Below are 20,834 nucleotides of genomic sequence, written 5' to 3'. Positions count from 1 at the left end.
ACCGGCGCCGCCCGGGAAGATCCAGCCTCGCCGGCGTTCGAGGCACGGGGTCCGGGGCGGAGCCCCGGAAATCGGGAAGGGGCGGGGCGGGGAGGAGGCTCCGCGCAGCGGAACTCCGTACCGGCCCGCCCACCGCAAGCTGCTCAAGGAGAACGGCCGATGAGCCACACCCCCCGCACCCTCGTCGGCGGTGCGCCCGAGGCGACCTACGTCCTGCGCTTCGACGGCCGCGAGCTCACCGCCCAGGCGGGCCAGAGCATCGCCGCCGTGCTGTGGGGCGCCGGGATCCTCGCCTGGCGGACCACCCGCGAACGCGGCGCCCCGCGCGGGGCGTTCTGCGGGATCGGCAGCTGCTACGACTGCCTCGTCACCGTCAACGGCCGCCCGAACCAGCGCGCCTGCCTCGTCCCCGCCCGCCCCGGGGACACCGTCACCACCCAGGAAGGAACCGGCCATGCCGAGCTCGGCGTCTGACCCCGCAACGCCGGGCCCCCTGCCCGACCTGGCCGTCGTCGGCGCGGGCCCCGCCGGGCTCGCCGCCGCCGTCACCGCCGCCGGTCTCGGGCTGCGGGTCGTCCTGCTCGATGCGGGGGAGCGGCCCGGCGGGCAGTACTACCGCCACCCCGCGCCGGGGCTCGGGGCGGACCGTCCCGAAGCCCTGCACCACGGGTGGGCCGCCTTCGCCTCCCGCGAAGCCGCCCTCCGGGCACACGAGGCGGCCGGCCGGATCACTTACCTCCCGGCCCACCACGTCTGGACCGTCGTACCGGGCGGCCCCGCCTGGACGCTGCACGCCGTCGCCGGTCCCGACGAGGCGGCCGCGACCCTGCACGCCCGGGCCGTACTCCTCGCCACCGGGTCCTACGAGCGGCAACTGCCCTTCCCCGGCTGGACCCTGCCCGGAGTGGTCGGGGCCGGCGGGGCGCAGGCCATGCTCAAGAGCGGGCTCGTCCTGCCGGGCGAGCGGGTCGTCGTCGCCGGGAGCGGGCCGCTGCTGCTCGCCGTCGCCGGTTCGCTCGCCGCCGCCGGGGCCCGGGTGCCGGCCATCGTCGAAGCCGCCGCGTACAGCGGCTACGCGGGCCACGTCCCCGTCCTGCTGCGCAACCCCGGCAAGATCGCCGAGGCCGCCACGTACGGCAGCGCCCTGCTCCACCGCCACATCCGGCTGCTCACCCGGCACGCCGTGACCGAGGCCCACGGCGCCGACCGCGTCGAGGCCGTCACCGTGGCCCGCCTGGACCGGGACTGGCGGCCCGTGCCCGGCACCGGCCGCCGGATCCCCTGCGACGCCCTCGCCGTCGGTCACGGGCTCGTCCCCCAGCTGGAGCTGGCGACCGGCCTCGGCTGCGCCACCCGCCGCAGCGCCGACGGCACCGCCGCGCTGGCGCTGGACGGCGAGCAGCGGACCTCCGTCCCCGGCATCTGGTCCGCCGGCGAGACCGGCGGCATCGGCGGCGCCCAACTGGCGCTGCTCGAAGGGGAGATCGCCGCCCACGCCATCGCGGGCCGGCCCGCCCCCGCCGCCCTGGCCCGCCGCCGGGCCCGCCTGCGCGCCTTCGCCGACGCGATGGGCGCCGCCCACCGTCCGGGCGCCGGCTGGACCGACTGGCTCCGCGACGACACCGACGCCTGCCGCTGCGAGGAGGTCCCGGCCGGCCGGATCCGCGAGGCCGTCGCCGACCTCGGGGCGCGTGACGCCCGTACGGTCAAACTCCTCACCCGGGCCGGCATGGGCTGGTGCCAGGGCCGGATGTGCGGACCGGCCGTCGCCGCCCTGGCCGGGGAGGAACCCGCACCCGACCGGCGGCCCCTGTCCTGCCCGGTCCCGCTGCGCCACCTCGCCGAACTGCCTCCGGCGAACGGCTGATCGGGCGGTCCAGGCCCTTGTGGCCGCCTCACACCCACTAGTAAAATGTCACACACCACTCTAGGGAGCTCTCACATGACCGACGCGCACACCCCCGCGCCCACCACGGGTACGGACACCCGCACCCGCCCCTGGCACGGCATCATGGTCGCCACCGCGCTGCCCTTGCGGGAGGACCTCAGCGTCGACTACGACGCCTACGCCGAGCACGTCGCCTGGCTCGTCGCCAACGGCTGCGACGGCGTGGTCCCCAACGGCTCCCTCGGGGAGTACCAGACCCTCACCGACGACGAGCGGGCGCGCGTCGTCCGTACCGCCGTCGAGGCGGCCGGCGACGGCGCCCGCGTCATGCCCGGCGTCGCCGCCTACGGCAGCGCCGAGGCCCGCCGCTGGGCCGACCAGGCCGCCGAGGCCGGGGCGGGCTCCGTACTCCTGCTGCCGCCCAACGCCTTCCGGGCCGACGAGGCGACCGTACGCGCCCACTACGCCGAGGTCGCCCGCTCCGGGCTGCCCGTCGTCGCGTACAACAACCCCATCGACACCAAGGTGGACCTGACCCCCGCCCTGCTCGCCCGCCTGCACGGCGACGGCAGCATCGTCGCCGTCAAGGAGTTCAGCGGGGACGTCCGCCGCGCCTACGAGATCGCCGAGCTCGCCCCCGGCCTCGACCTGCTCATCGGCGCCGACGACGTCCTCCTCGAACTCGCCCTCGCCGGCGCGGTCGGCTGGATCGCCGGCTACCCCAACGCCCTGCCGCGCTCCTGCGCCGAGCTCTACCGGGCCGCCGTCGCCGGAGACGTCGCCACCGCGCTGCCGCTGTACAAGTCCCTGCACTCCCTGCTGCGCTGGGACTCCAAGACCGAGTTCGTCCAGGCCATCAAGCTGTCCATGGACCTCGCCGGACGCCCCGGCGGCGCCACCCGCCCGCCGCGCTTCCCCCTCACCGGGGAGACCGAGGCGGCCGTCCGCGCCGCCACCGAGAAGGCCCTCGCCGAGGGCCTCAACTAGTCCCCCCGTGGGGAACGGAAGACGGGAAGGGACTGGAATGCGCACGCGCCACATCTACCACGCGGTGGACTCGCACACCGAGGGCATGCCGACCCGGGTGATCACCGGCGGCGTCGGGGTGATCCCCGGCGCCACCATGGCCGAGAAGCGGCTCCACTTCATCGAGCACACGGACCACGTCCGGACCCTGCTCATGTACGAGCCGCGCGGCCACTCCGCGATGAGCGGCGCCATCCTCCAGCCCCCCACCCGGCCCGACGCCGACTTCGGCGTGCTCTACGTCGAGGTGTCGGGCCTGCTCCCCATGTGCGGCCACGGGACCATCGGGGTCGCCACCGTCCTGGTCGAGACGGGCATGGTGGAAGTCGTCGAGCCGGTCACCACCGTCCGGCTCGACACCCCGGCGGGGCTGGTCAGCGTCGACGTCCGCGTCGAGGACGGGGCGGCCACCGCCGTCACCCTCACCAACGTCCCCTCCTTCTGCGTCGGGCTCGACCTGAAGGCCGAGGTCCCCGGCTTCGGCACGGTCACCTACGACCTCGCCTACGGCGGGAACTTCTACGCCTTCGTCGAACTCGACTCCCTCGGGCTCCCCTTCGACCGGGACCGCAAGGACGACCTGCTCGCCGCCGGACTCGCCGTCATGGACGCCGTCAACGCCTCCGGCGACCGGCCCGTCCACCCCGAGAACCCCTCCATCGCCGGCGTCAAGCACGTCTACCTCGCCGCCCCCGGCTCCGACGCCCGCCGCTCCCGGCACGCCATGGCCATCCACCCGGGCTGGTTCGACCGCTCGCCCTGCGGTACGGGGACCAGCGCACGCATGGCCCAGCTGCACGCCCGAGGCCTCCTCGAGCTCGGCGCGGACTTCGTCAACGAGTCCTTCATCGGCACCGAGTTCACCGGCCGGCTGATCGGCGAGACCACGGTCGGCGGGCTCCCCGCCGTCGTCCCCACCGTCACCGGGCGGGCGTGGATCACCGGCACCGCCCAGTACTTCCTCGACCCGTCCGACCCCTTCCCCGCGGGGTTCCTCCTGTGAGCGCCGGGGCCGTCACCGTCCGGACCGTGGACTACCACACGGCAGGGGAGCCCTTCCGGATCGTCGACGTCGCCGCAGCCGGCCTGCCGCCCGTCCCCGGGGACACCGTCGCCGAGCGCTGCGCCACCGCCATCGGCCCCGGTGGCTCCGGGACGGCCCCGCGCCGCAGCCCGCTGGACGACGTACGGCGGCTCCTCGTGCAGGAGCCGCGGGGGCACGCCGGGATGTACGGCGGGTTCGTCGTGCCCCCGGACGACGACGGGGCCCACTTCGGGGTGCTGTTCTGGCACAAGGACGGCTACTCCACCGCCTGCGGCCACGGCACGATGGCCCTCGGCGCCTGGGCCGTGGACACCGGCCGGGTCGCCGCCCCGGACGACGGGGCCGTACAGGTACGCATCGACGTGCCGTCGGGCCGGGTCGCCGCGACCGTGCACCGCAGCGGCGGCCGCACCACCGGGGTCACCTTCCGCAACGTCCCGGCCCGGGTCAGCGCCCGCAAGGTGCCGGTGGCGACCACCCTGGGCATGGCGGAGGTGGACCTCGCGCACGCCGGCGCCTGCTACGCGTCCGCCGCCGCCCGGGACCTCGGCCTGGAGGTCTCCCGGGCTGCGCTGCCCGAACTGGTCCGGGCCGGGCAGGAGATCCGGGCGGCCCTGGCCACCCACCCGGGGACCTGGCACCCGGGCGGGCCGCTGCTCTCCGGGGTGTACGGGGTGGTCCTCCACGAGGAGCTGCCCGACACGCCCTTCGGGCCGCACCAGCGCAATGTCACCGTGTTCGCCGACGGGCAGATCGACCGTTCGCCCTGCGGCTCGGGAACCTCGGCGCGCCTCGCGCTGCTCGCGGAGGACGGGCGGCTCGGCGCGGGCGAGGACTTGCTCCACGAGTCGGTGGTGGGCACGGTGTTCACGGGCCGGGTGGTACCGGAGGGCTCCCGCGACGGCCTCGTCACGGAGGTCACCGGCACGGCGTACCGCACCGGCGAGCACGCGTTCGTGCTGGATCCGCAGGACGCCCTCGGCCCCGGGTTCCTGCTGTGATCCCGCAGTTCGGGGCCGAGGAGACGGCGGCGCTGCTCACCCCGGCCGCAGCCGCCGACGCGCTGGCCGACGTACTGCGGGCCGGGCTGGACCCGGAGGCCTGCCCGCAGCGCTCGGCGATGCCCGTGCCCGGCGGCGGCGAGCTGCTGCTGATGCCGGCCGCGGCGGGGGCGTACGCCGGGGTGAAGATCGCCGGCGTTGCGCCCGGCAATCCGGCCCGCGGCCTGCCCCGCATCACCGGCTCGTACCTGCTGCTGGACGGGCCGACCCTGCGCCCGCTGGCCCTGTTCGACGGCGCGGCGCTGACCGCCCTGCGCACCCCGGCGGTCTCGGCGCTCGCCCTGCGCCACCTCGCGCCGGCCGGGCGGCCCCTGCGGCTGGTGCTCTTCGGCGCCGGCCCGCAGGCGTACGGGCATCTCGAAGCGGTGCAGGCCGTGCGGGAGTTGGCCCAGGTCGTGGTGGTGGGCCGCGGCCCCGTGGCCGCGGAGAAGCTGGCGGAGCACGCACGCGCCCTGGGGGTCCCGGCCCGTACGGGCACCCCGGCGGACGTGGCGGACGCGGACCTGGTGCTGTGCTGCACCACGGCCCGCGAACCCCTCTTCGACGGGCGGTTGGTGGCGCGGGGCGCGACGGTCGTGGCCGTCGGCTCCCACGAGCCGGACGCCCGGGAGACGGACACCGCGCTGGTGCGGAGGGCGGCGGTGTACGTGGAGTCGCGGGCGGCGGCGCTGCGCGAGGCGGGGGACCTGCTGGTGCCGGAGGCGGAGGGGGCCATCGGACCCGGCCACATCAGCGGCACCCTGGCCGACCTGGTGACGGGCCGGATGCAGGTGGCCGGAGCCCCGAGTTGTCCACAGCTCTTCAAGAGCGTGGGCATGGCCTGGGAAGATCTCGCTGTGGCGGTGGCGATGTATCGCGCCGCGGGAGACACCACGGGTCGGGGAATAAGCGCAACGTGACATTGTACGCTGTTCCCCTGCACTCGGTGGTGCGAAGGGGTTTCGGAGGAACAGCAATGGGTGACCTGAAGCAAAACAGTCTGATCAAGGCCCAGGAACGGCTCCGCGACCAGGTCGGCCACGCCCTCCGAGCAGCCCTGATAGCGGGTGAACTGCGCCCCGGCAGCGTCTACTCGGCGCCCGGCCTGGCCGCCGAACTTGGGGTCTCCGCCACGCCGGTCCGCGAGGCGATGCTCGACCTGGCCCGCGAGGGCCTGGTGGAGCCCGTCCGCAACAAGGGCTTCCGGATCACCGAGGTCAGCGAGCGCGACCTGGACCAGTACACCGAACTGCGCACGATGATCGAGGTCCCGACCATCGGCCGGATCACGAAGATCGCGACGGCGGAGCAGCTCGAGGCGCTGCGGCCCATCGCCGAGGAGATCGTCACCAACGCCCGCGAGCACAACCTCATCGGCTACCTGGAGGCGGACCGCCGCTTCCACCTCTCGCTGCTCGCCCTGGCGGGCAACGACCGCCTGGTGGAGACGGTCGGCGACCTGCGGAAGCGCTCGCGGCTGTACGGGCTGACGGGCTTGGACGAGGCCGGCAAGCTGGTCTCGTCCGCCGAGGAGCACATCGAGCTGCTGGACCTGATGATCTCCGGGGACGCGGAGGCGGCGCAGGCCTGCATGGTCCGCCACCTCGGCCACGTCCGCTCCCTCTGGGCCCAGGGCCGCGACGAGCCGGTGGGCCGCACCCCGGGAGGCCTCGGCTCGGGCGTCTAGGGGGCGTCCTTCGGGTCGCGCCGGATCCCCGGGCTCAGCCGTCGAGCCAGCGCCGGCGCCCCGGGCCGGTCGGGTGCGTGCCGGTGACGCCCATGACCATCGAGTAGAGGCTGGTCTCGGCGGTGACGAAGAGGCGGTTGCGCTTGGCGCCGCCGAAGGCGATGTTGGAGACCGTCTCGGGGACGTTGAGCCGTCCGATCAGGGTGCCGTCCGGGTCGTAGCAGTGCACCCCGTCGTCCATCGCGGCGGCCCAGAGCCGGCCGCCGTCGTCGAAGCGGAGGTTGTCGAAGCGAGCCTTCCCGGGCGCCGCTTCGGCGAAGACCTCGCCCTCGGACAGTGTGCCGTCGTCGCGTACGTCGAAGACCCGGATGAAGCCCGCCCGGGTGTCGGAGACGAACAGCTGCCGCTCGTCGGGGGAGAAGACCAGGCCGTTGGGCGCGCCGAAGCCGTCGGCGACCAACTGCACGGCGCCGGTGGCCGGGTCGAGGCGGTAGACGTTGTTGGAGCCGATCTCGCTCTGCGCGCGGTGGCCCTCGTAGTCGCTGGTGATGCCGAAGTCCGGGTCGGAGAACCAGATCGAACCGTCGGACTTCACCGCCGCGTCGTTCGGGCTGTTGAGGCGTTTGCCGTTCCAGCGGTCCGCCAACACGGTGATGGTGCCGTCGTGTTCGGTGCGCGTGACGCGCCGGTTCCCCTGCTCGCAGGTGATCAGCCGGCCCTGGCGGTCGAGGGTGTTGCCGTTGGTGTGCCCGGCGGAGCGGCGGAAGACGCCGACGGCGCCCGTCTCCTCGTCCCAGCGCAGCATCCGGTCGTTGGGGATGTCGCTCCAGACCACCTGCCGCCAGGCGGGCAGGTAGATCGGCCCCTCGGCCCAGCGGCAGCCCGTGTAGAGGACCTCCAGTGCGTCATCACCGTTCATGCAGCGTCCGGTTCGGAACCGGTCGTCGAACATCTCGTACAGCCCGGGGCGCTGGCTGGTCATGGGCCTTTCCTTCCTGGCAGGCGTAGACCGAATGCGATCTGGTCCATGACGAAGATTGCAGGATGATCTATGGCTCACGCCAGAAGAACCAGAATGAAGAGGCGCGGATCACATTGATCGCCGTCGGCCGCTCCACCGTGAGCGCCCGCCCCCTGAGTCCTGTCTGACGCCCCCCAACGCGCCCCCGGCTGGCGGGATTTGGGCAACGGCTGGATAACGGCGGCGCCAACCCCTTGTCAGTACAATTTCACATTACTATGTTACCGGTCACATCATAGAGCGCGGCCCTTCACTGGAGTGACCCATGACCAAGCGCACCCAACTCGCCCTCGCCACCGCCCTGGTGGCCGCACTCGCCCTGGGTGCGTCGGGCTGCTCCGACCCCAAGAAGGGCTCCACCGGCGCCGGCGCGAGCAACCCCGCCGCCGCCAACGACGGCAAGATCCTCGGCGGCACCCCGGTCAAGGGCGGGACCCTGACCGTCCTGTCCAACCAGGACTTCGCCCACCTCGACCCCGCCCGCAACTGGGTCATGCCGGCCATGGACTTCGGCACCCGCCTCCTCTACCGCACGCTCGTCACCTTCAAGGCCGAGCCCGGCAAGGCCGGCGGCGAGCTCGTCCCCGACCTCGCCACCGACCTCGGCACCCCCTCCAACGGCGGCAAGACCTGGACCTTCACCCTCAAGGAGGGCGTGAAGTACGAGGACGGAACGCCGATCAAGGCGCAGGACGTCAAGTACAACGTCGAGCGCTCCTTCGCGCCCGACCTCACGGGCGGCGCCGACTACGCCGCCCAGTACCTGGCCGGCACCGAGGGCTACAAGGGCCCGCTCCAGGGCCGGCACCTCGACTCCGTCAAGACGCCCGACGACCGCACCATCGTCTTCGAACTCAAGCGCCCCGTCGCCGAGTTCTCCGCCACCGCCACCCTCCCCACCTTCGCCCCGGTCCCGCAGTCCCAGGAGAAGGGCACCCAGTACGACGCCCGCCCGTTCTCCTCCGGCCCGTACAAGATCGAGTCGTACGACCGCGACAAGAAGCTCGTCCTCGTCCGCAACGAGCACTGGGACCCCAAGACCGACACGGTCAGAAAGGCCTACCCCGACAAGTTCGTCGTGGTCATGGGCCTGAAGGGCGGCCAGATCGACGACCGCATCATCGCCGGCGAGGGCGCCGACGCCTCCACCGTCCAGTACATGGACATGCGCCCCGAGAGCGCCCCCAAGGTGCTGCCGAAGCAGGACGTCAAGGCGCGCCTGCTCGCCGAGTCCCAGGGCTGCACCGAGATGCTCGCCCTGAACAACTCCCGGGCGCCCTTCAACGATCCCAAGGTCCGCGAGGCCATGCAGTACGCCGTCGACAAGGAGGCGGTGATCACCGCGGGCGGCGGCCCGGCCCTCAACGAGGTCGCCACCGCCTACCTGCCCCCGGCGCTCTCCGGCGGCAAGCAGGCCGACACCCTCAAGATCGCCCCGGCGGGCGACCCGGCCAAGGCCAAGGAGCTCCTCAAGGCCGCCGGCAAGGAAACCCTCAAGGTCTCCCTCGCCGTCTCCACCGGCGACAAGAACAAGGCCGAGGCCATCCAGCAGGGCCTGTCCCGCGTCGGCGTCGAGGTCGTCATCGACACCATCGACCCCGGCGCGTACTACGACGTCATCGGCGACCTCTCCACCACCCCCGACATGACGCTCTCCGGCTGGTGCCCCGACTACCCGTCCGGCTCCACCTGGATCCCCTTCGTCTTCGACGGGCGCACCATCAAGGAGAAGGGCAACCAGGGCAACAACAGCCAGTTCCGCGACGAGGCCACCATGAAGCGGATCGACGAGATCAACGCCATGGCCGACGCCAAGCAGGCCAACCAGGCCTGGATCGACCTCGACGCCGAGATCATGAAGAAGTCCCCGGCCGTCCCGATCCTGCTCGAGCGCAAGCCGCTGCTCGTCGGCCCCAACATCGCGGGCGCCTACGGCCACCCCGTGTGGACCGGCACCATCGACTACGGCACGGTCGGCCTCAAGGACCCCTCGAAGAGCCAGGGCTGAGGAATACGGAGCCCTCGACACCATGACCACCACCGCACCCGGTGCCGGCGGCCAGGCGGCCCCGGCGCCGGCTCCGGGCGGGACACCGGGCGGGGCACCGGCCCCCGGCGCCGCCGAGGACGGGCCCGCGGCGGCAGCCACCGGCAGCAGCCCCTGGCAGCTCGCCCGCCGGGAGCTGCGCCGCCGCCCCGCCGTCCGCGTCAGCCTCTGCGTCGTCCTCCTCTTCGTCCTGATGGCCGTCACCGCCCCCTGGCTGGGCGCACTCGGCGGCTGGTCCCCCGAGGAGTTCGACAAGTCCGCCATCGACCCCTACCTCGGCGGCCAGCCCCTCGGCTCCCTCGGCGGGATCAGCCCCGAGCACTGGCTCGGCGTCGAACCCGTCACCGGCCGCGACCTGTTCGCCCGCGTCGTCCACGGCGCCCAGGTCTCCCTCCTCATCGCCTTCACCGCCACCGCCATCGTCGTGGTCACCGGCACCGCCGCCGGGATCGCCGCCGGCTACTTCGGCGGCCGCACCGACATGGTCCTGTCCCGGCTGATGGACCTGACGATGTCCTTCCCCTCGCTCATCTTCATGATCGCGATGCTGTCGGTGGCCAAGGACGTCAACCGGATCGTGCTCATGACCGCGGTCATCGGCGTCTTCGGCTGGCCCGGCGTCGCCCGCGTCGTCCGCGGCCAGACCCTCTCCCTCAAACACCGCGAGTACGTCGACGCCGCCCGCGTCGGCGGCTCGAGCTCCTGGCGGATCCTGACCCGCGACATCCTCCCGGGCGTCTCCGGCCCGGTCATCGCCTACACCACCCTGCTCATCCCCGGCATGATCAGCACCGAGGCCGCGCTCAGCTACCTCGGCGTGGGCGTGCGCCCGCCCACCCCGTCCTGGGGCCAGATGATCGCCGAGTCCGTCGCCTTCTACGAGACCGACCCCATGTACTTCGTCATCCCGAGCACCTTCCTCTTCCTCGCGGTACTCGCCTTCACCCTGCTCGGCGACGCCCTGCGCGACATCCTCGACCCGAGGGGCGGCCGCACGTGATCCTCTACCTCGCGCGCCGGCTGCTCGCCCTCGCGGGCGTCCTGCTCGCCATCGCCGCCGTCACCTTCCTCATCTTCTACGTCCTGCCCTCCGACCCGGCCGCGGCCGCCTGCGGCAAGACCTGCAGCGCCGAACGGCTGGCCGACGTACGGGAGTACCTCGGCCTGGACCAGCCGGTGTGGCGGCAGTTCGCCGACTTCCTCACCGGGATCTTCACCGGCCGCACCCTCGGCACCGGCCAGTACGCCGTCCAGTGCGACTTCCCGTGCCTGGGCTACTCGTACGAGAACTCCCTGCCCGTGTGGGACCTGCTGATGGACCGCCTCCCGGTCTCCGCCTCCCTGGCCGTCGGCGCCGCCGCGCTGTGGCTCGTCCTCGGCCTCGGCGCCGGGGTCACCGCGGCCCTGCGCAAGGACACCGCCACCGACAAGGCCCTGATGGTCGGCGCGGTCGCCGCCGCCTCGCTGCCGGTCTACTTCACGTCCGTGATGCTCATCTACGGGGTCATCCGCGTCGCCGGGCTCCTGCCCTACCCCACCTACCAGGCCTTCACCGACAACCCGGCCGCCTGGGCCTCCAACCTGCTGCTGCCGTGGACCGCGCTCGCCCTGCTCTACGCGGCCATGTACGCCCGCCAGAGCCGGGGCTCCATGATCGAGGCCATGGCCGAGCCGTACATCCGTACCGCCCGGGCCAAGGGCATGCCCGAGCGCACCGTCGTCGTCAAGCACGGGCTGCGCTCCGGGATGACCCCGATCCTCACCATCTTCGGCATGGACCTCGGCGGGCTGCTCGCCGGCGCCGTCATCACCGAGTCCATCTTCGGACTCCCGGGCATCGGGCGGCTGTTCTACGGGGCCCTGGTCAGCTCGGACCAGCCGGTGGTCCTCGGGGTCACGCTGCTCGCCGCCTTCTTCATCGTCGTCGCCAACCTCGTCGTCGACCTCCTGTACGCCGTCATCGACCCGAGGGTGAGGTACTGATGGCCGCTCTCCCCGACGCCCCGCTCCTCGAAGTACGTGATCTGCGCGTCACCTTCACCACCCCGCGCGGCTCCGTACGGGCCGTCGACGCGCTCGGCTTCACCGTGGAGGCCGGGCGGACCCTCGGCATCGTCGGCGAATCCGGGTCCGGCAAGTCCGTCACCTCGCTCGCGGTCATGGGCCTGCACCGGGGCGCCGAGGTCGGCGGCTCCATCGCACTGGCCGGGCAGGAGCTCACCGGCATGTCCGAGAAGGAGCTGTCCCGGCTGCGCGGCCGGAAGATGGCCATGATCTTCCAGGACCCGCTGTCCAGCCTGCACCCCTACTACACCGTCGGCGAGCAGATCGCCGAGCACTTCCGGGTGCACTTCAAGGCCGGCCGGGCCGCCGCGCGCCGGCGCGCCGTCGACATGCTCGGCGAGGTCGGCATCCCGGAACCGGCCCGCCGGGCCGGGGAGTACCCGCACCAGTTCTCCGGCGGCATGCGCCAGCGCGCGATGATCGCGATGGCGCTGGCCTGCGAACCCGATCTGCTGATCGCCGACGAGCCCACCACGGCCCTCGACGTGACCGTGCAGGCGCAGATCCTGGAGCTCATCGCCCGGCTCCAGCAGGAGCGCGGCCTCGGCGTCGTGATGATCACCCACGACCTGGGGGTGGTCGCGCGCGTCGCGCACGAGGTGCTGGTCATGTACGGCGGCCGGGCCGCCGAACAGGCCGGCGTCGACGAGCTGTTCGCCGACCCCGCGCACCCGTACACCCGCGGTCTGCTCGACTCGCTGCCCCGGCTGGACGACGCCGACGACGAGCCCCTGCGGGCCATCCCCGGCTCACCGCCCTCCCTGCTCGGGCCCGCCCCCGGCTGCGCGTTCGCCCCGCGCTGCCATCTCGCCGCCGCGGGCACCCCGGAGCAGCAGCGCCGCTGCGCCACCGAGCGGCCCGAGCCACGGCCCTACGGGATCGCCGGGCGTACGGCCGCATGCCATTTCACGGGGGCCGGGGTCGTGCCCGTCGCCGCGTCCGCCGCGTCCGCCGCGTCCGCCCCGACCGCCCCGGAGGCGTCCCGATGACCGTAGAGGCCCGCTCCCCGGACACCACCGCACGGCCGGAAGGTGCCGCCGGGACGGACCCGGCGCCGCCCGAGCCGCTGCTGTCCGTACGCGATCTCACCATGGCCTTTCCCGGCAGGCGCTCCGCGTCCGGGCGCCGGGGGGCGCCCGTGCGCGCCGTCGACGGGATCTCCTTCGATCTCGCGGCGGGCGAAACCCTCGGCCTGGTGGGCGAGTCGGGCTGCGGGAAGTCCACCACCGGCCGGATGCTGGTGCGGCTGCTGGAACCCACCTCCGGCAGCATCGCCTTCGACGGCCGGGACATCACCCGGCTCCCGCAGGGAAGACTCCGTCCGCTGCGCCGCCACCTCCAGATGGTCTTCCAGGACCCGCACTCCTCCCTCAACCCCCGCCAGACGGTGGCCCGGATCATCTCCGACCCGCTGCTCGTGCAGGGCTGGTCGGCCTCCGACGCGCGCCGCCGGGCGGCCGAGCTGATGGACCTGGTCGGGCTGATCCCGGAGCACATCGACCGCTACCCGCACGAGTTCTCCGGCGGCCAGGCCCAGCGCATCGGGATCGCCCGCTCCCTGGCCACGAGCCCCCGGCTGATCGTCGCCGACGAGCCCGTCTCCGCGCTCGACGTCTCCGTCCAGGCGCAGATCGTCAACCTGATGGAACGCCTGCGCCGCGAACTCGGCCTGGCCTACGTGTTCATCGCGCACGACCTGTCCGTGGTGAAACGGGTCAGCGACCGGGTCGCCGTCATGTACCTCGGCCGGATCGTCGAGATCGGCGAGAAGCGCACCCTGTACGAGAACCCCCAGCACCCGTACACGCGGGCCCTGCTGTCCGCCGTACCGCTGCCGGACCCGGCGGCCGAGCGGCGCCGGGAGCGGATCGTGCTGCTCGGCGACCCGCCGAGCCCGGCCGCACCGCCCCCGGGCTGCACGTTCCACCCGCGCTGCCCGAAGGCACAGGAGATCTGCCGGACGGAGCGCCCGCTGCTCCGGATCGCCGCCTCGCGCGAGGTGGCCTGCCACTTCCCCGGTGACTGACGGGGATCCAGGGGGAGAAGGAGGACCCCGGGCCGACACGATCGGCCCGGGGTCCTCCCGCCGTTCGGCCGGTGGCGCGCTGATGGCATGATCACGGCGTGACCAGCGACATCTCCCGGCCGGGCCCCGCGGCATGCGTCCTCTTCGACGTCGACGGGACATTGATCGACGCGGTGGCCAACCAGCGCCGCGTCTGGGCGGCATGGGCGGCGCGGTACGGACTCGACCCCGACGCGGTCCACCGCGTGGCACTGCGCACCCGTCCCCTGGAGACCTTCGCCGAGGTGGTCCCCGAACAGGACCCGGGCGCCTGCCTGGCCGCGCTGCACGAGCTGGAGGACGAGGACGTCCGCTCCGGTGTCTACGCCGCCTTTCCCGGCGCGCCGGAGCTGCTGTCCGGCCTGCCCCGGGGGCGCTGGGCCCTGGTGACCTCGAACTACGAGCACCGGGTGCGCGGGCGGTTCGCGCGGACCGGACTGCCGGTTCCGGGCGTGCTCGTGGACGCCGCCGCCGTCGCCGAGGGCAAACCCTCGCCGGTCCCCTACCTGCTGGCCGCGGAGCGCCTCGGTGTCAGGCCGCGGGACTGCCTGGTCATCGAGGACGCTCCGTCCGGCGTCGAGTCCGGGCTGCGGGCCGGCATGACGGTGTGGGGGGTGAACACGCCGGCCCCGGTGGACGGCGTGCACCGCCACTTCACGAGCCTGCACGAGGCGGTACCCGCCATCCTCGCCTTCGCGGCGGGATCCGCGTAGGCCGTCTCTTCCGGCTCTTGCCTCACCGGCACGATCAGAAAGAGGCGACCTAGGCGAGCTCCCGGCGGAAGAACTCCAGTTCCAGCGTCGTGATCTTCTCCCGGGTGCCGTTCGGGGTCATGTGGGTGACGCCCGGGAGGGCCAGGAGCTGGTGCGGGCGGCCCGCGTCCGTCAGGGCCTGCGAGAGGCGCAGGGTGTGCGAGGGGTGGACGTTGTCGTCGGCCAGGCCCGTGATCAGCAGCAGCGGCCGGGCCAGGTTCGGGGCGTCGGGGACGAGGGAGTCCCGCTCGTAGACGTCCGGGTGGTCCTCGGGGAGTCCCAGGTACCGCTCGGTGTACGCCGTGTCGTAGTGCCGGAAGTCGGTGGGCGCGGCCCCGGCGGCCGCCGCGTGGAAGACGTCCGGGCGGCGCAGCACCGCCATCGCGGACAGGTAGCCGCCGTACGACCAGCCGCGTACCCCGACCCGGCCGAGGTCCAGGTCCGGGTGGCGCAGGGCGAGCGCGTGCAGGGCGGCGACCTGGTCGTCCAGGGTGACCTCGGAGAACCCGCGGTACACGGCGTGGGTGAAGGCGGGGGAGACGTACGGGGTTCCGCGGTTGTCGACGGTCACCACCGCGAAGCCGCGGTCGGCCCACCACTGCCGCTGCTGCCAGCGGCGCGGCTCGGCGGACACGTCCTGGTAGCCGGGGCCGCCGTAGCTGTCCATCAGGACGGGCAGCCGCCGGCCCGGGACATGGCCGCGGGGGAGTACCAGCGCGGTCGGGATGCCGTGCTCGGTGACCCGCTCCAGCAGCGGGACCACCCGGTACGGCAGCGGCGCGGACAGGTCGCCGGGTACGAACTCCCGCCCGTCGGCGGTGCGTACGGTCCGCCGGATCCCGTCGGCGTCGGCGGAGGTCAGCAGCAGCGTTCCGGCGGAAGCCAGGACGCCGTGCACCCCCGGTCCGTCGGCCAGCGGGGTCAGCTCCCCCGTGGCGGGGTCGAGGAGCAGGACCTGCTGTTCGGCGGGGTCGCGCTGCCCGGCCTCGATCAGGAGGCGGTCGCGGTGGGTGCCGACCACCCGGCGGACCTGGATCCCGTCCCCGGTCAGCGGTTTCCCGTCGACGGCGAGGCCGCGGGCGGCGCCGTCCGGGGTGTCGGCGGCGGTGAGCATCCGGCCGTCGGCGAGCCGGGCCGGGGTGCCGGGCAGCATCGGGTCGACCCAGTGGGGGTGGGTGGTGCGCGACAGCTCCCGGGTACGGCCGGTCGCCGGATCGGCGGAGAGCAGCAGCACGCATCGCTGGAGCCGGTCCTGGACCGTCAGCAGGATCTCCGTCTCCGACTCCCAGCCGGCGTCGGAGACGTACGGGTACGCCGCCGCGTCCCAGTCGAGCCGTACGCGGGCGCCGTCCGGGCCGAGCACCCACAGCTGCACCTCGGCGTTGGGCCCGCCCGCTTCGGGATAGGCGAAGTCCTCGGCCGGGAGTTCGGGCTGCGCGGGGTCGGCGAAGTGGCGCCGCTGGAGGGCGGACTCGTCGACGCGCGCGGCCAGCAGGGTCTCCCCGTCGGGGGACCACCAGTGGCCCCGGCTCCGGTCCAGCTCCTCGGCCGCGGCGAACTCCGCGACACCCCAGCGGGCCCCGTCGGCGGGGCTGACCCGGCCGCCGGGGTGGGCGTACAGGGCGTCGTCGGCGACGTACGCGGTGCGGGAGCCGTCGGCGTTGAGCCGCGGGTCGAGGGCGGGCCCGGCGGCCGGGATCTCCTCGGGCTGCCCGAACGCCTTCCCGGTGCCCTCGGGCGCGACCGCGGAGGCGCCCTCGGGGGTGCCCTCGTACCTGACCCGGTACAGCCGCCCGTACAGCGGGAACACCGCGCTGCGGCCGTCGCCGGAGAGCGCGTACGAGCCGATCCCGGCGGCGACCAGCCGGATCCGCTCCCGCAGCCGGCGCTCGGCGACCGGCAGGGTGCCCGGCTCGGGGGACAGCTCGCGGGGGTCGGCGAGGCGGGTCTCGGTGCCGGTGGCGGTGTCCAGGACCCAGAGGCCGTCGAAGGCGTCGGTGGGGCCGGTAGAGCGGAGGAACCAGAGCAGCCGGCCGTCGTCCCCGAAGGAGAACGCGCGCGGGGCGCCGTAGGTGAAGCGGCCGGTGCTCGCGGAGAGCCTGAGGAAAACATCCATGATCGTAGTGTGTCATGTGAAATGGCACACTGTACATGTCAAGTAGCCTAGGCCATTCGAGTGGTGTAGCCCCGGTAGCAGGTTTAGCGTCGAAAAGGTGGACCGGAACGCAACGCCGACCAGCAAGGGGACCGACGGCAAGGTCCGAGGCAGCGGCAACGGGCTGGCGCTCTTCGTCATCGCCTCGTGCCAGCTCATGGTCGTTCTCGACATCACCATCGTGAACATCGCGCTGCCGCACATCCAGACCGCCCTCGGCTTCTCCACCGAGAGCCTGTCGTGGGTCGTCAACGCCTACACCCTCACCTTCGGAGGGCTGCTCCTCCTCGGCGGGCGCACCGGCGACATCCTCGGCCGCAAACGCGTGTTCATCTTCGGCGTGCTGCTCTTCGGCCTCGCCTCACTGCTCGGCGGGCTCGCGCAGAACGAGGGCCAGCTGATGGCCGCCCGGGCCCTGCAGGGCGTCGGCGGCGCCATCGCCTCCCCGACCGCCCTGGCGCTGATCACCACCACGTTCCGCGAAGGCCCGGCGCGCAACCGGGCGTTCGCCGTGTTCGCCGCCGTCTCGGCGGGCGGCGGCGCGATCGGACTGCTGGCCGGCGGCATCCTCGTCGAATGGCTCAACTGGCGCTGGGTGCTCTTCGTCAACGTCCCGATCGCCCTGGCCATCGCCCTGATGGCCCGGCGCGTCATCCGCGAGTCCGCACGCCACCCCGGACACTTCGACGTCGCCGGCGCGCTGCTGTCCACCCTCGGCATGGTCGCGCTCGTCTACGGCTTCATCCGCGCCTCCCAGGAAGGCTGGACCGACCCGATCACGCTCGGCTCCTTCGGGGCGGCCGTGGTCCTGCTCCTGCTGTTCTTCCTCAACGAACGGCGCTCGCCGCAGCCGATCACCCCGCTGCACATGTTCGCCGACCGCAACCGGGCCGGGTCCTACGGCATCATGCTCTTCCTGGCCTGCGCCATGTTCGGCATGTTCTTCTTCCTGACCCTGTTCGTGCAGAACGTGCTGGGCTTCAGCCCGCTGCAGGCCGGCCTCGCCTTCCTGCCGGTGAGCGCCGTCATCGCCGTCGGCGCGGGCGTCACCTCCCAGCTCCTGCCGAAGTACGGGCCGAAACCCTTCATGGTGGCGGGAGCGCTGTGCGCGTCCGCCGGCCTGGCCTGGCTGACGCAGACCGACGTCGACTCGACGTACCTGGGGAGCATCCTGGGCCCGATACTCGTCTTCAGCCTCGGCATGGGCATGAACTTCGTCTCGCTGACCCTGATGGCCCTGTCTAACGTCCCCGACCGGGAGTCGGGGGCGGCCTCCGGACTGCTCAACACGACGCAGCAGGTCGGCGGATCGCTGGGCCTGTCCATCCTGGTCACGGTGTTCGGCACGGTCAGCCGCAACGAGGCCCACGATCAGGTCCCGGCCTTCCTGAGCCAGGCCGACCCCGTCCAGAAGGCCCTCTTCCTGCGGACCGGGCAGCTCCCGGACCCGTGGGGCGACCAGGTGCTCACCGCGGGCGTGAGCTCCGCGTTCATCGTCGGGGCGTGCTTCGCCCTGGTCTCCGCGTGCATTGCGCTGCTCGTGATCCAGGTCCGCCCCTCGGACCTGGAACGCCTCAAGGGCAACCACGCCCCGGCGGCCGTCTGAGACAGGCCGGCGGCGGGAGCCGACGAGCGCGGTCCGGGCGTGTCCGCGGCACGGCCGGCCGCTATCCGGCCGTGCCCCGGACCCGGCAGCGGATCGGGCCGTCCGCCCGCAGGGTGATCCCGGCGCTGACCGGGATGTCGGTGTCCACGGCCTCGAACTCGTACGCCCGCAGGATCATCGCCAGCGCGATCACCGACTCCAGCATCGAGAAGTGCTGCCCGATGCAGGCGCGCGGGCCGCCGCCGAACGGGAACCAGGCGTAGCGCGGCCGGCCGGCCTCCGCCTCCGGGGTGAAGCGGTCCGGGTCGAAGCGGTCCGGATCCGGCCAGTACCGGGGGTGCCGGTGCGTCACCCACGGGGCCAGGATCACGTCCGAGCCCGCCGGAACGGTCCGTCCGCCGACCTCGGTGGCCGCGACCGAGCTGCGGCCGATGACCGGTGCGGCCGGATAGAGCCGCATCGCCTCCTTGAGGACCTGCGTGAGGTACGGGAGCCGGTCCAGATCGGCGGCCTCCGGCGTACGGTCGCCCAGCACGCGGGAGATCTCCTCCCGGGCCCGCACCTGCTGCTCGGGGTGGCGGGCCAGCAGGTGCAGGGAGAAGGCGAGCGAGGTGGCGGTCGTCTCGTGGCCGGCGAGCAGGAAGATCAGTACCTGGTCGCGCAGCTCGGCGGCGTCGAACTCGCCGTCTTCCGTGCTCGTGGCCGCGGCCAGCAGGCTCAGCAGGTCCTCGCCCCCGGCCGCGGCCCCGCCGCGCCGCTCGGCGATGATCTTGTCGCACACCGCGTACAGCTCGTCCATCGCGGCGGCCGCCCGCTTGTTGCCCGGCGTGGGCCAGGTGCGCGGGATGTTGGCGGGGGAGTAGCCGCGGCGCAGCACGTAATCCGTGATGACCGGAAAACACCGGTCGACGACGTCGACGGTGGCCTCCACGTCGGTGCCGAACAGGATCCGCGCGACCGCGCGCAGGGCGAGCTGCGTCATCTCCTCGCCGACGTCGACCACGCCGCCGGGGGCCTGCTCCCAGCCCGCGACCACTGCCCGGGTCTCGGCCGCGACGGCGTCGGCGTAGCCGTCCACCCGGCGCTTGGTGAACAGCGGTTGGACCAGCCGCCGCTGGCGCATGTAGTCCTCGTCCTGGCTGGTCAGCAGGCCGTTGCCGAAGGAGTCCCGGACCTCCTGGTAGAAGGCGTTGTCCTTGCGGAAGTTGGCCGACTCCGAGGCCAGGACCTGCTGCGCGCCCTCCGCGGAGAAGACGCAGTACAGCTCGGCGCGCAGCCCCGGCGGGCCGGCGGTGATCCGTACGACGTCGCCGCGCTGCTGCTGGGCGCGCAGATAGGTCCCGAGCGAGTCCGATTTCAGGTCGAACAGGGAGCCGAGCAGCGGGATCCCCTCGAGCGCGGGTGCCTCCGTACCGGTTTCCGTCCGTGCATTCGCTGTTGCCATGGCCGCCCCCTCGACACCGTACCGACGGGGCCGATTCTGCCCGGCCCGTGCCGGGGGCGCCGAGGATCGCTCCGCCGTGCGGCTGAAACCCACCGGTCGGCTTACCTTTACGTCGCTACTTGTCGCAGGCGATGCCGTCCTTGTCCCGGTCGAGGGCGTCGCGGTAACCGGGCTGGCCGCGCCGCATGGGCGCCGCCCCGGCGGCCTTGGCCTCGGCGCAGCTCTTGAAGTAGACGCTGCTCCCGCCGCTGCCGCTGCCGCTGCCGCCGCCGTCACCGCCGGTGGAGCCGCCGTCGGTCGGGGGCGAGGTCTTCGGCTTCGGCGGGGCGGGAGTCCGGCTCGCCGCCGGGGCCTTGGAGGGGGCCAGGGCGGCGCCGGCCTTGTCCGGGCACGGCCGGCCGGGCGCGACGAGCGAGAGCTCGACGGCGGACGCCGGGTCGAGGGGGCTCCCGGCCGCCGGGGTCTGGAAGCAGACCGCCCACGGGCCGTGGTCCGCGGCCAACGGGACGTCGCTGTAGGCGCTGCGCGCCTCGACGGGTCTGCTGACCAGCGTCTTGACGGCGGCCTCGGCGTCCGTGAACTTCTGCCCGACGAGCGTGGGCATCGCGGGCGTACTGGGCGAGGCCGCGGGCGCAGCAGGGGTCGTGGCGGCCGGCTTGTCCGCGCCCTTCTCCGGCGTGCTCTTCGGCGCGGCATCCTCGCATCCGCTGCCGAGCAGGACCACCGCCCCGACCAGTGCTGCCACGGCAAATCCCCGACGGTGAAACATGAATGACCCCCCAAGATCAACACTCTGCAGAACCGCCGCAGCGTACGGGTGTCACTCCACCACACGCGAAGCCGTTTCACGCCACTTTCCCCGGCATGCACCTGACCGCCCCGGGCCGGGGGGGGGGGGGGGGGGGGGGGGGGGGGGGGGGGGGGGGGGGGGGGGGGGGGGGGGGGGGGGGGGGGGGGGGGGGGGGGGGGGGTGGCTGGCCCGTACGCCTTCGCT

At 73.4% G+C, this 20,834-nt stretch carries 18 protein-coding genes; 14 read left to right on the top strand and 4 right to left on the bottom strand.

Annotated features, from left to right (window positions below; translation table 11 throughout):
• Positions 1-159 precede the first annotated feature (159 nt).
• The 7 genes from ACZ49B_RS11305 (at position 160) to ACZ49B_RS11275 (ending at position 6,686) form a co-directional block, all read left to right on the top strand.
• Positions 160-474 carry a (2Fe-2S)-binding protein gene (locus ACZ49B_RS11305; RefSeq protein ID WP_030293977.1) on the top strand — a complete coding sequence of 105 codons (315 nt, stop codon included), beginning with the start codon at positions 160-162 and terminating at the stop codon, positions 472-474.
• Complete coding sequence (locus ACZ49B_RS11300) at positions 455-1,867, top strand: FAD/NAD(P)-dependent oxidoreductase (protein ID WP_468303479.1); 1,413 nt, start codon at positions 455-457, stop codon at positions 1,865-1,867. Before ACZ49B_RS11305 ends, ACZ49B_RS11300 begins: the two co-directional genes overlap by 20 nt.
• 75 nt (positions 1,868-1,942) lie before the next feature.
• Positions 1,943-2,875, top strand: a complete 933-nt coding sequence (locus ACZ49B_RS11295) for a dihydrodipicolinate synthase family protein (RefSeq protein WP_468303477.1) — start codon at positions 1,943-1,945, stop codon at positions 2,873-2,875.
• Between the two features lie 37 nt (positions 2,876-2,912).
• Positions 2,913-3,917, top strand: coding sequence for a proline racemase family protein (locus tag ACZ49B_RS11290; RefSeq protein WP_468303475.1), 1,005 nt, complete (start codon positions 2,913-2,915; stop codon positions 3,915-3,917).
• Between the two features lie 26 nt (positions 3,918-3,943).
• Positions 3,944-4,960, top strand: a complete 1,017-nt coding sequence (locus ACZ49B_RS11285; RefSeq protein ID WP_468303473.1) for a proline racemase family protein — start codon at positions 3,944-3,946, stop codon at positions 4,958-4,960.
• Positions 4,957-5,919: an ornithine cyclodeaminase family protein gene (locus ACZ49B_RS11280; RefSeq protein ID WP_468303470.1), complete on the top strand. Its 963-nt coding sequence runs from the start codon at positions 4,957-4,959 to the stop codon at positions 5,917-5,919. The genes ACZ49B_RS11285 and ACZ49B_RS11280 overlap by 4 nt, the downstream gene beginning before the upstream one ends.
• A 56-nt stretch (positions 5,920-5,975) precedes the next feature.
• The gene (locus tag ACZ49B_RS11275) at positions 5,976-6,686 is read left to right on the top strand and encodes a GntR family transcriptional regulator (RefSeq protein WP_468303467.1); all 711 of its coding nucleotides are present in this window, start codon (positions 5,976-5,978) and stop codon (positions 6,684-6,686) included.
• Between the two features lie 34 nt (positions 6,687-6,720).
• On the opposite strand, the gene ACZ49B_RS11270 is transcribed toward ACZ49B_RS11275, so the two are convergent.
• Positions 6,721-7,668, bottom strand: coding sequence for an SMP-30/gluconolactonase/LRE family protein (locus ACZ49B_RS11270; RefSeq protein WP_468303465.1), 948 nt, complete (start codon positions 7,666-7,668; stop codon positions 6,721-6,723).
• Between the two features lie 304 nt (positions 7,669-7,972).
• Between ACZ49B_RS11270 and ACZ49B_RS11265 the strand changes: the two genes are divergently transcribed.
• The 6 genes from ACZ49B_RS11265 to ACZ49B_RS11240 all read left to right on the top strand — a co-directional run bounded on the left by ACZ49B_RS11265 (position 7,973) and on the right by ACZ49B_RS11240 (position 14,596).
• The gene (locus ACZ49B_RS11265; RefSeq protein WP_468303463.1) at positions 7,973-9,715 is read left to right on the top strand and encodes an ABC transporter substrate-binding protein; all 1,743 of its coding nucleotides are present in this window, start codon (positions 7,973-7,975) and stop codon (positions 9,713-9,715) included.
• A gap of 22 nt (positions 9,716-9,737) precedes the next feature.
• Positions 9,738-10,754, top strand: a complete 1,017-nt coding sequence (locus tag ACZ49B_RS11260) for an ABC transporter permease (RefSeq protein WP_468303460.1) — start codon at positions 9,738-9,740, stop codon at positions 10,752-10,754.
• Positions 10,751-11,737, top strand: a complete 987-nt coding sequence (locus ACZ49B_RS11255; RefSeq protein ID WP_468303458.1) for an ABC transporter permease — start codon at positions 10,751-10,753, stop codon at positions 11,735-11,737. Before ACZ49B_RS11260 ends, ACZ49B_RS11255 begins: the two co-directional genes overlap by 4 nt.
• On the top strand, positions 11,737-12,807 hold the full coding sequence (locus tag ACZ49B_RS11250) for an ABC transporter ATP-binding protein (RefSeq protein WP_468303456.1): 1,071 nt from the start codon (positions 11,737-11,739) through the stop codon (positions 12,805-12,807). Before ACZ49B_RS11255 ends, ACZ49B_RS11250 begins: the two co-directional genes overlap by 1 nt.
• Positions 12,808-12,908: 101 nt before the next feature.
• Positions 12,909-13,844, top strand: a complete 936-nt coding sequence (locus ACZ49B_RS11245; RefSeq protein ID WP_468303973.1) for an ABC transporter ATP-binding protein — start codon at positions 12,909-12,911, stop codon at positions 13,842-13,844.
• A gap of 98 nt (positions 13,845-13,942) precedes the next feature.
• Entirely contained in the window at positions 13,943-14,596 is a 654-nt protein-coding gene (locus ACZ49B_RS11240; RefSeq protein WP_468303453.1) for an HAD family hydrolase, read from the top strand.
• 49 nt (positions 14,597-14,645) lie between these two features.
• Here the strand turns inward: ACZ49B_RS11240 and ACZ49B_RS11235 are convergent, their stop codons facing one another.
• Positions 14,646-16,751, bottom strand: a complete 2,106-nt coding sequence (locus ACZ49B_RS11235; protein ID WP_468303450.1) for a S9 family peptidase — start codon at positions 16,749-16,751, stop codon at positions 14,646-14,648.
• Positions 16,752-16,848: 97 nt separating this feature from the next.
• Here ACZ49B_RS11235 and ACZ49B_RS11230 point away from each other — a divergent pair, with 97 nt between their 5' ends.
• The gene (locus tag ACZ49B_RS11230; RefSeq protein ID WP_468303446.1) at positions 16,849-18,396 is read left to right on the top strand and encodes an MFS transporter; all 1,548 of its coding nucleotides are present in this window, start codon (positions 16,849-16,851) and stop codon (positions 18,394-18,396) included.
• A 61-nt stretch (positions 18,397-18,457) separates the two neighbouring features.
• Here the strand turns inward: ACZ49B_RS11230 and ACZ49B_RS11225 are convergent, their stop codons facing one another.
• Positions 18,458-19,840, bottom strand: coding sequence for a cytochrome P450 (locus ACZ49B_RS11225; protein ID WP_468303443.1), 1,383 nt, complete (start codon positions 19,838-19,840; stop codon positions 18,458-18,460).
• A gap of 115 nt (positions 19,841-19,955) precedes the next feature.
• Entirely contained in the window at positions 19,956-20,585 is a 630-nt protein-coding gene (locus ACZ49B_RS11220) for an excalibur calcium-binding domain-containing protein (protein WP_468303441.1), read from the bottom strand.
• Between the last annotated feature and the right edge of the window lie 249 nt (positions 20,586-20,834).

The organism is Streptomyces sp. NPDC031132 (genome assembly GCF_055570595.1).
The sequence above is the reverse complement of the archived record's forward strand: the minus strand, read 5'-3'. Positions and strand labels throughout refer to the sequence as shown.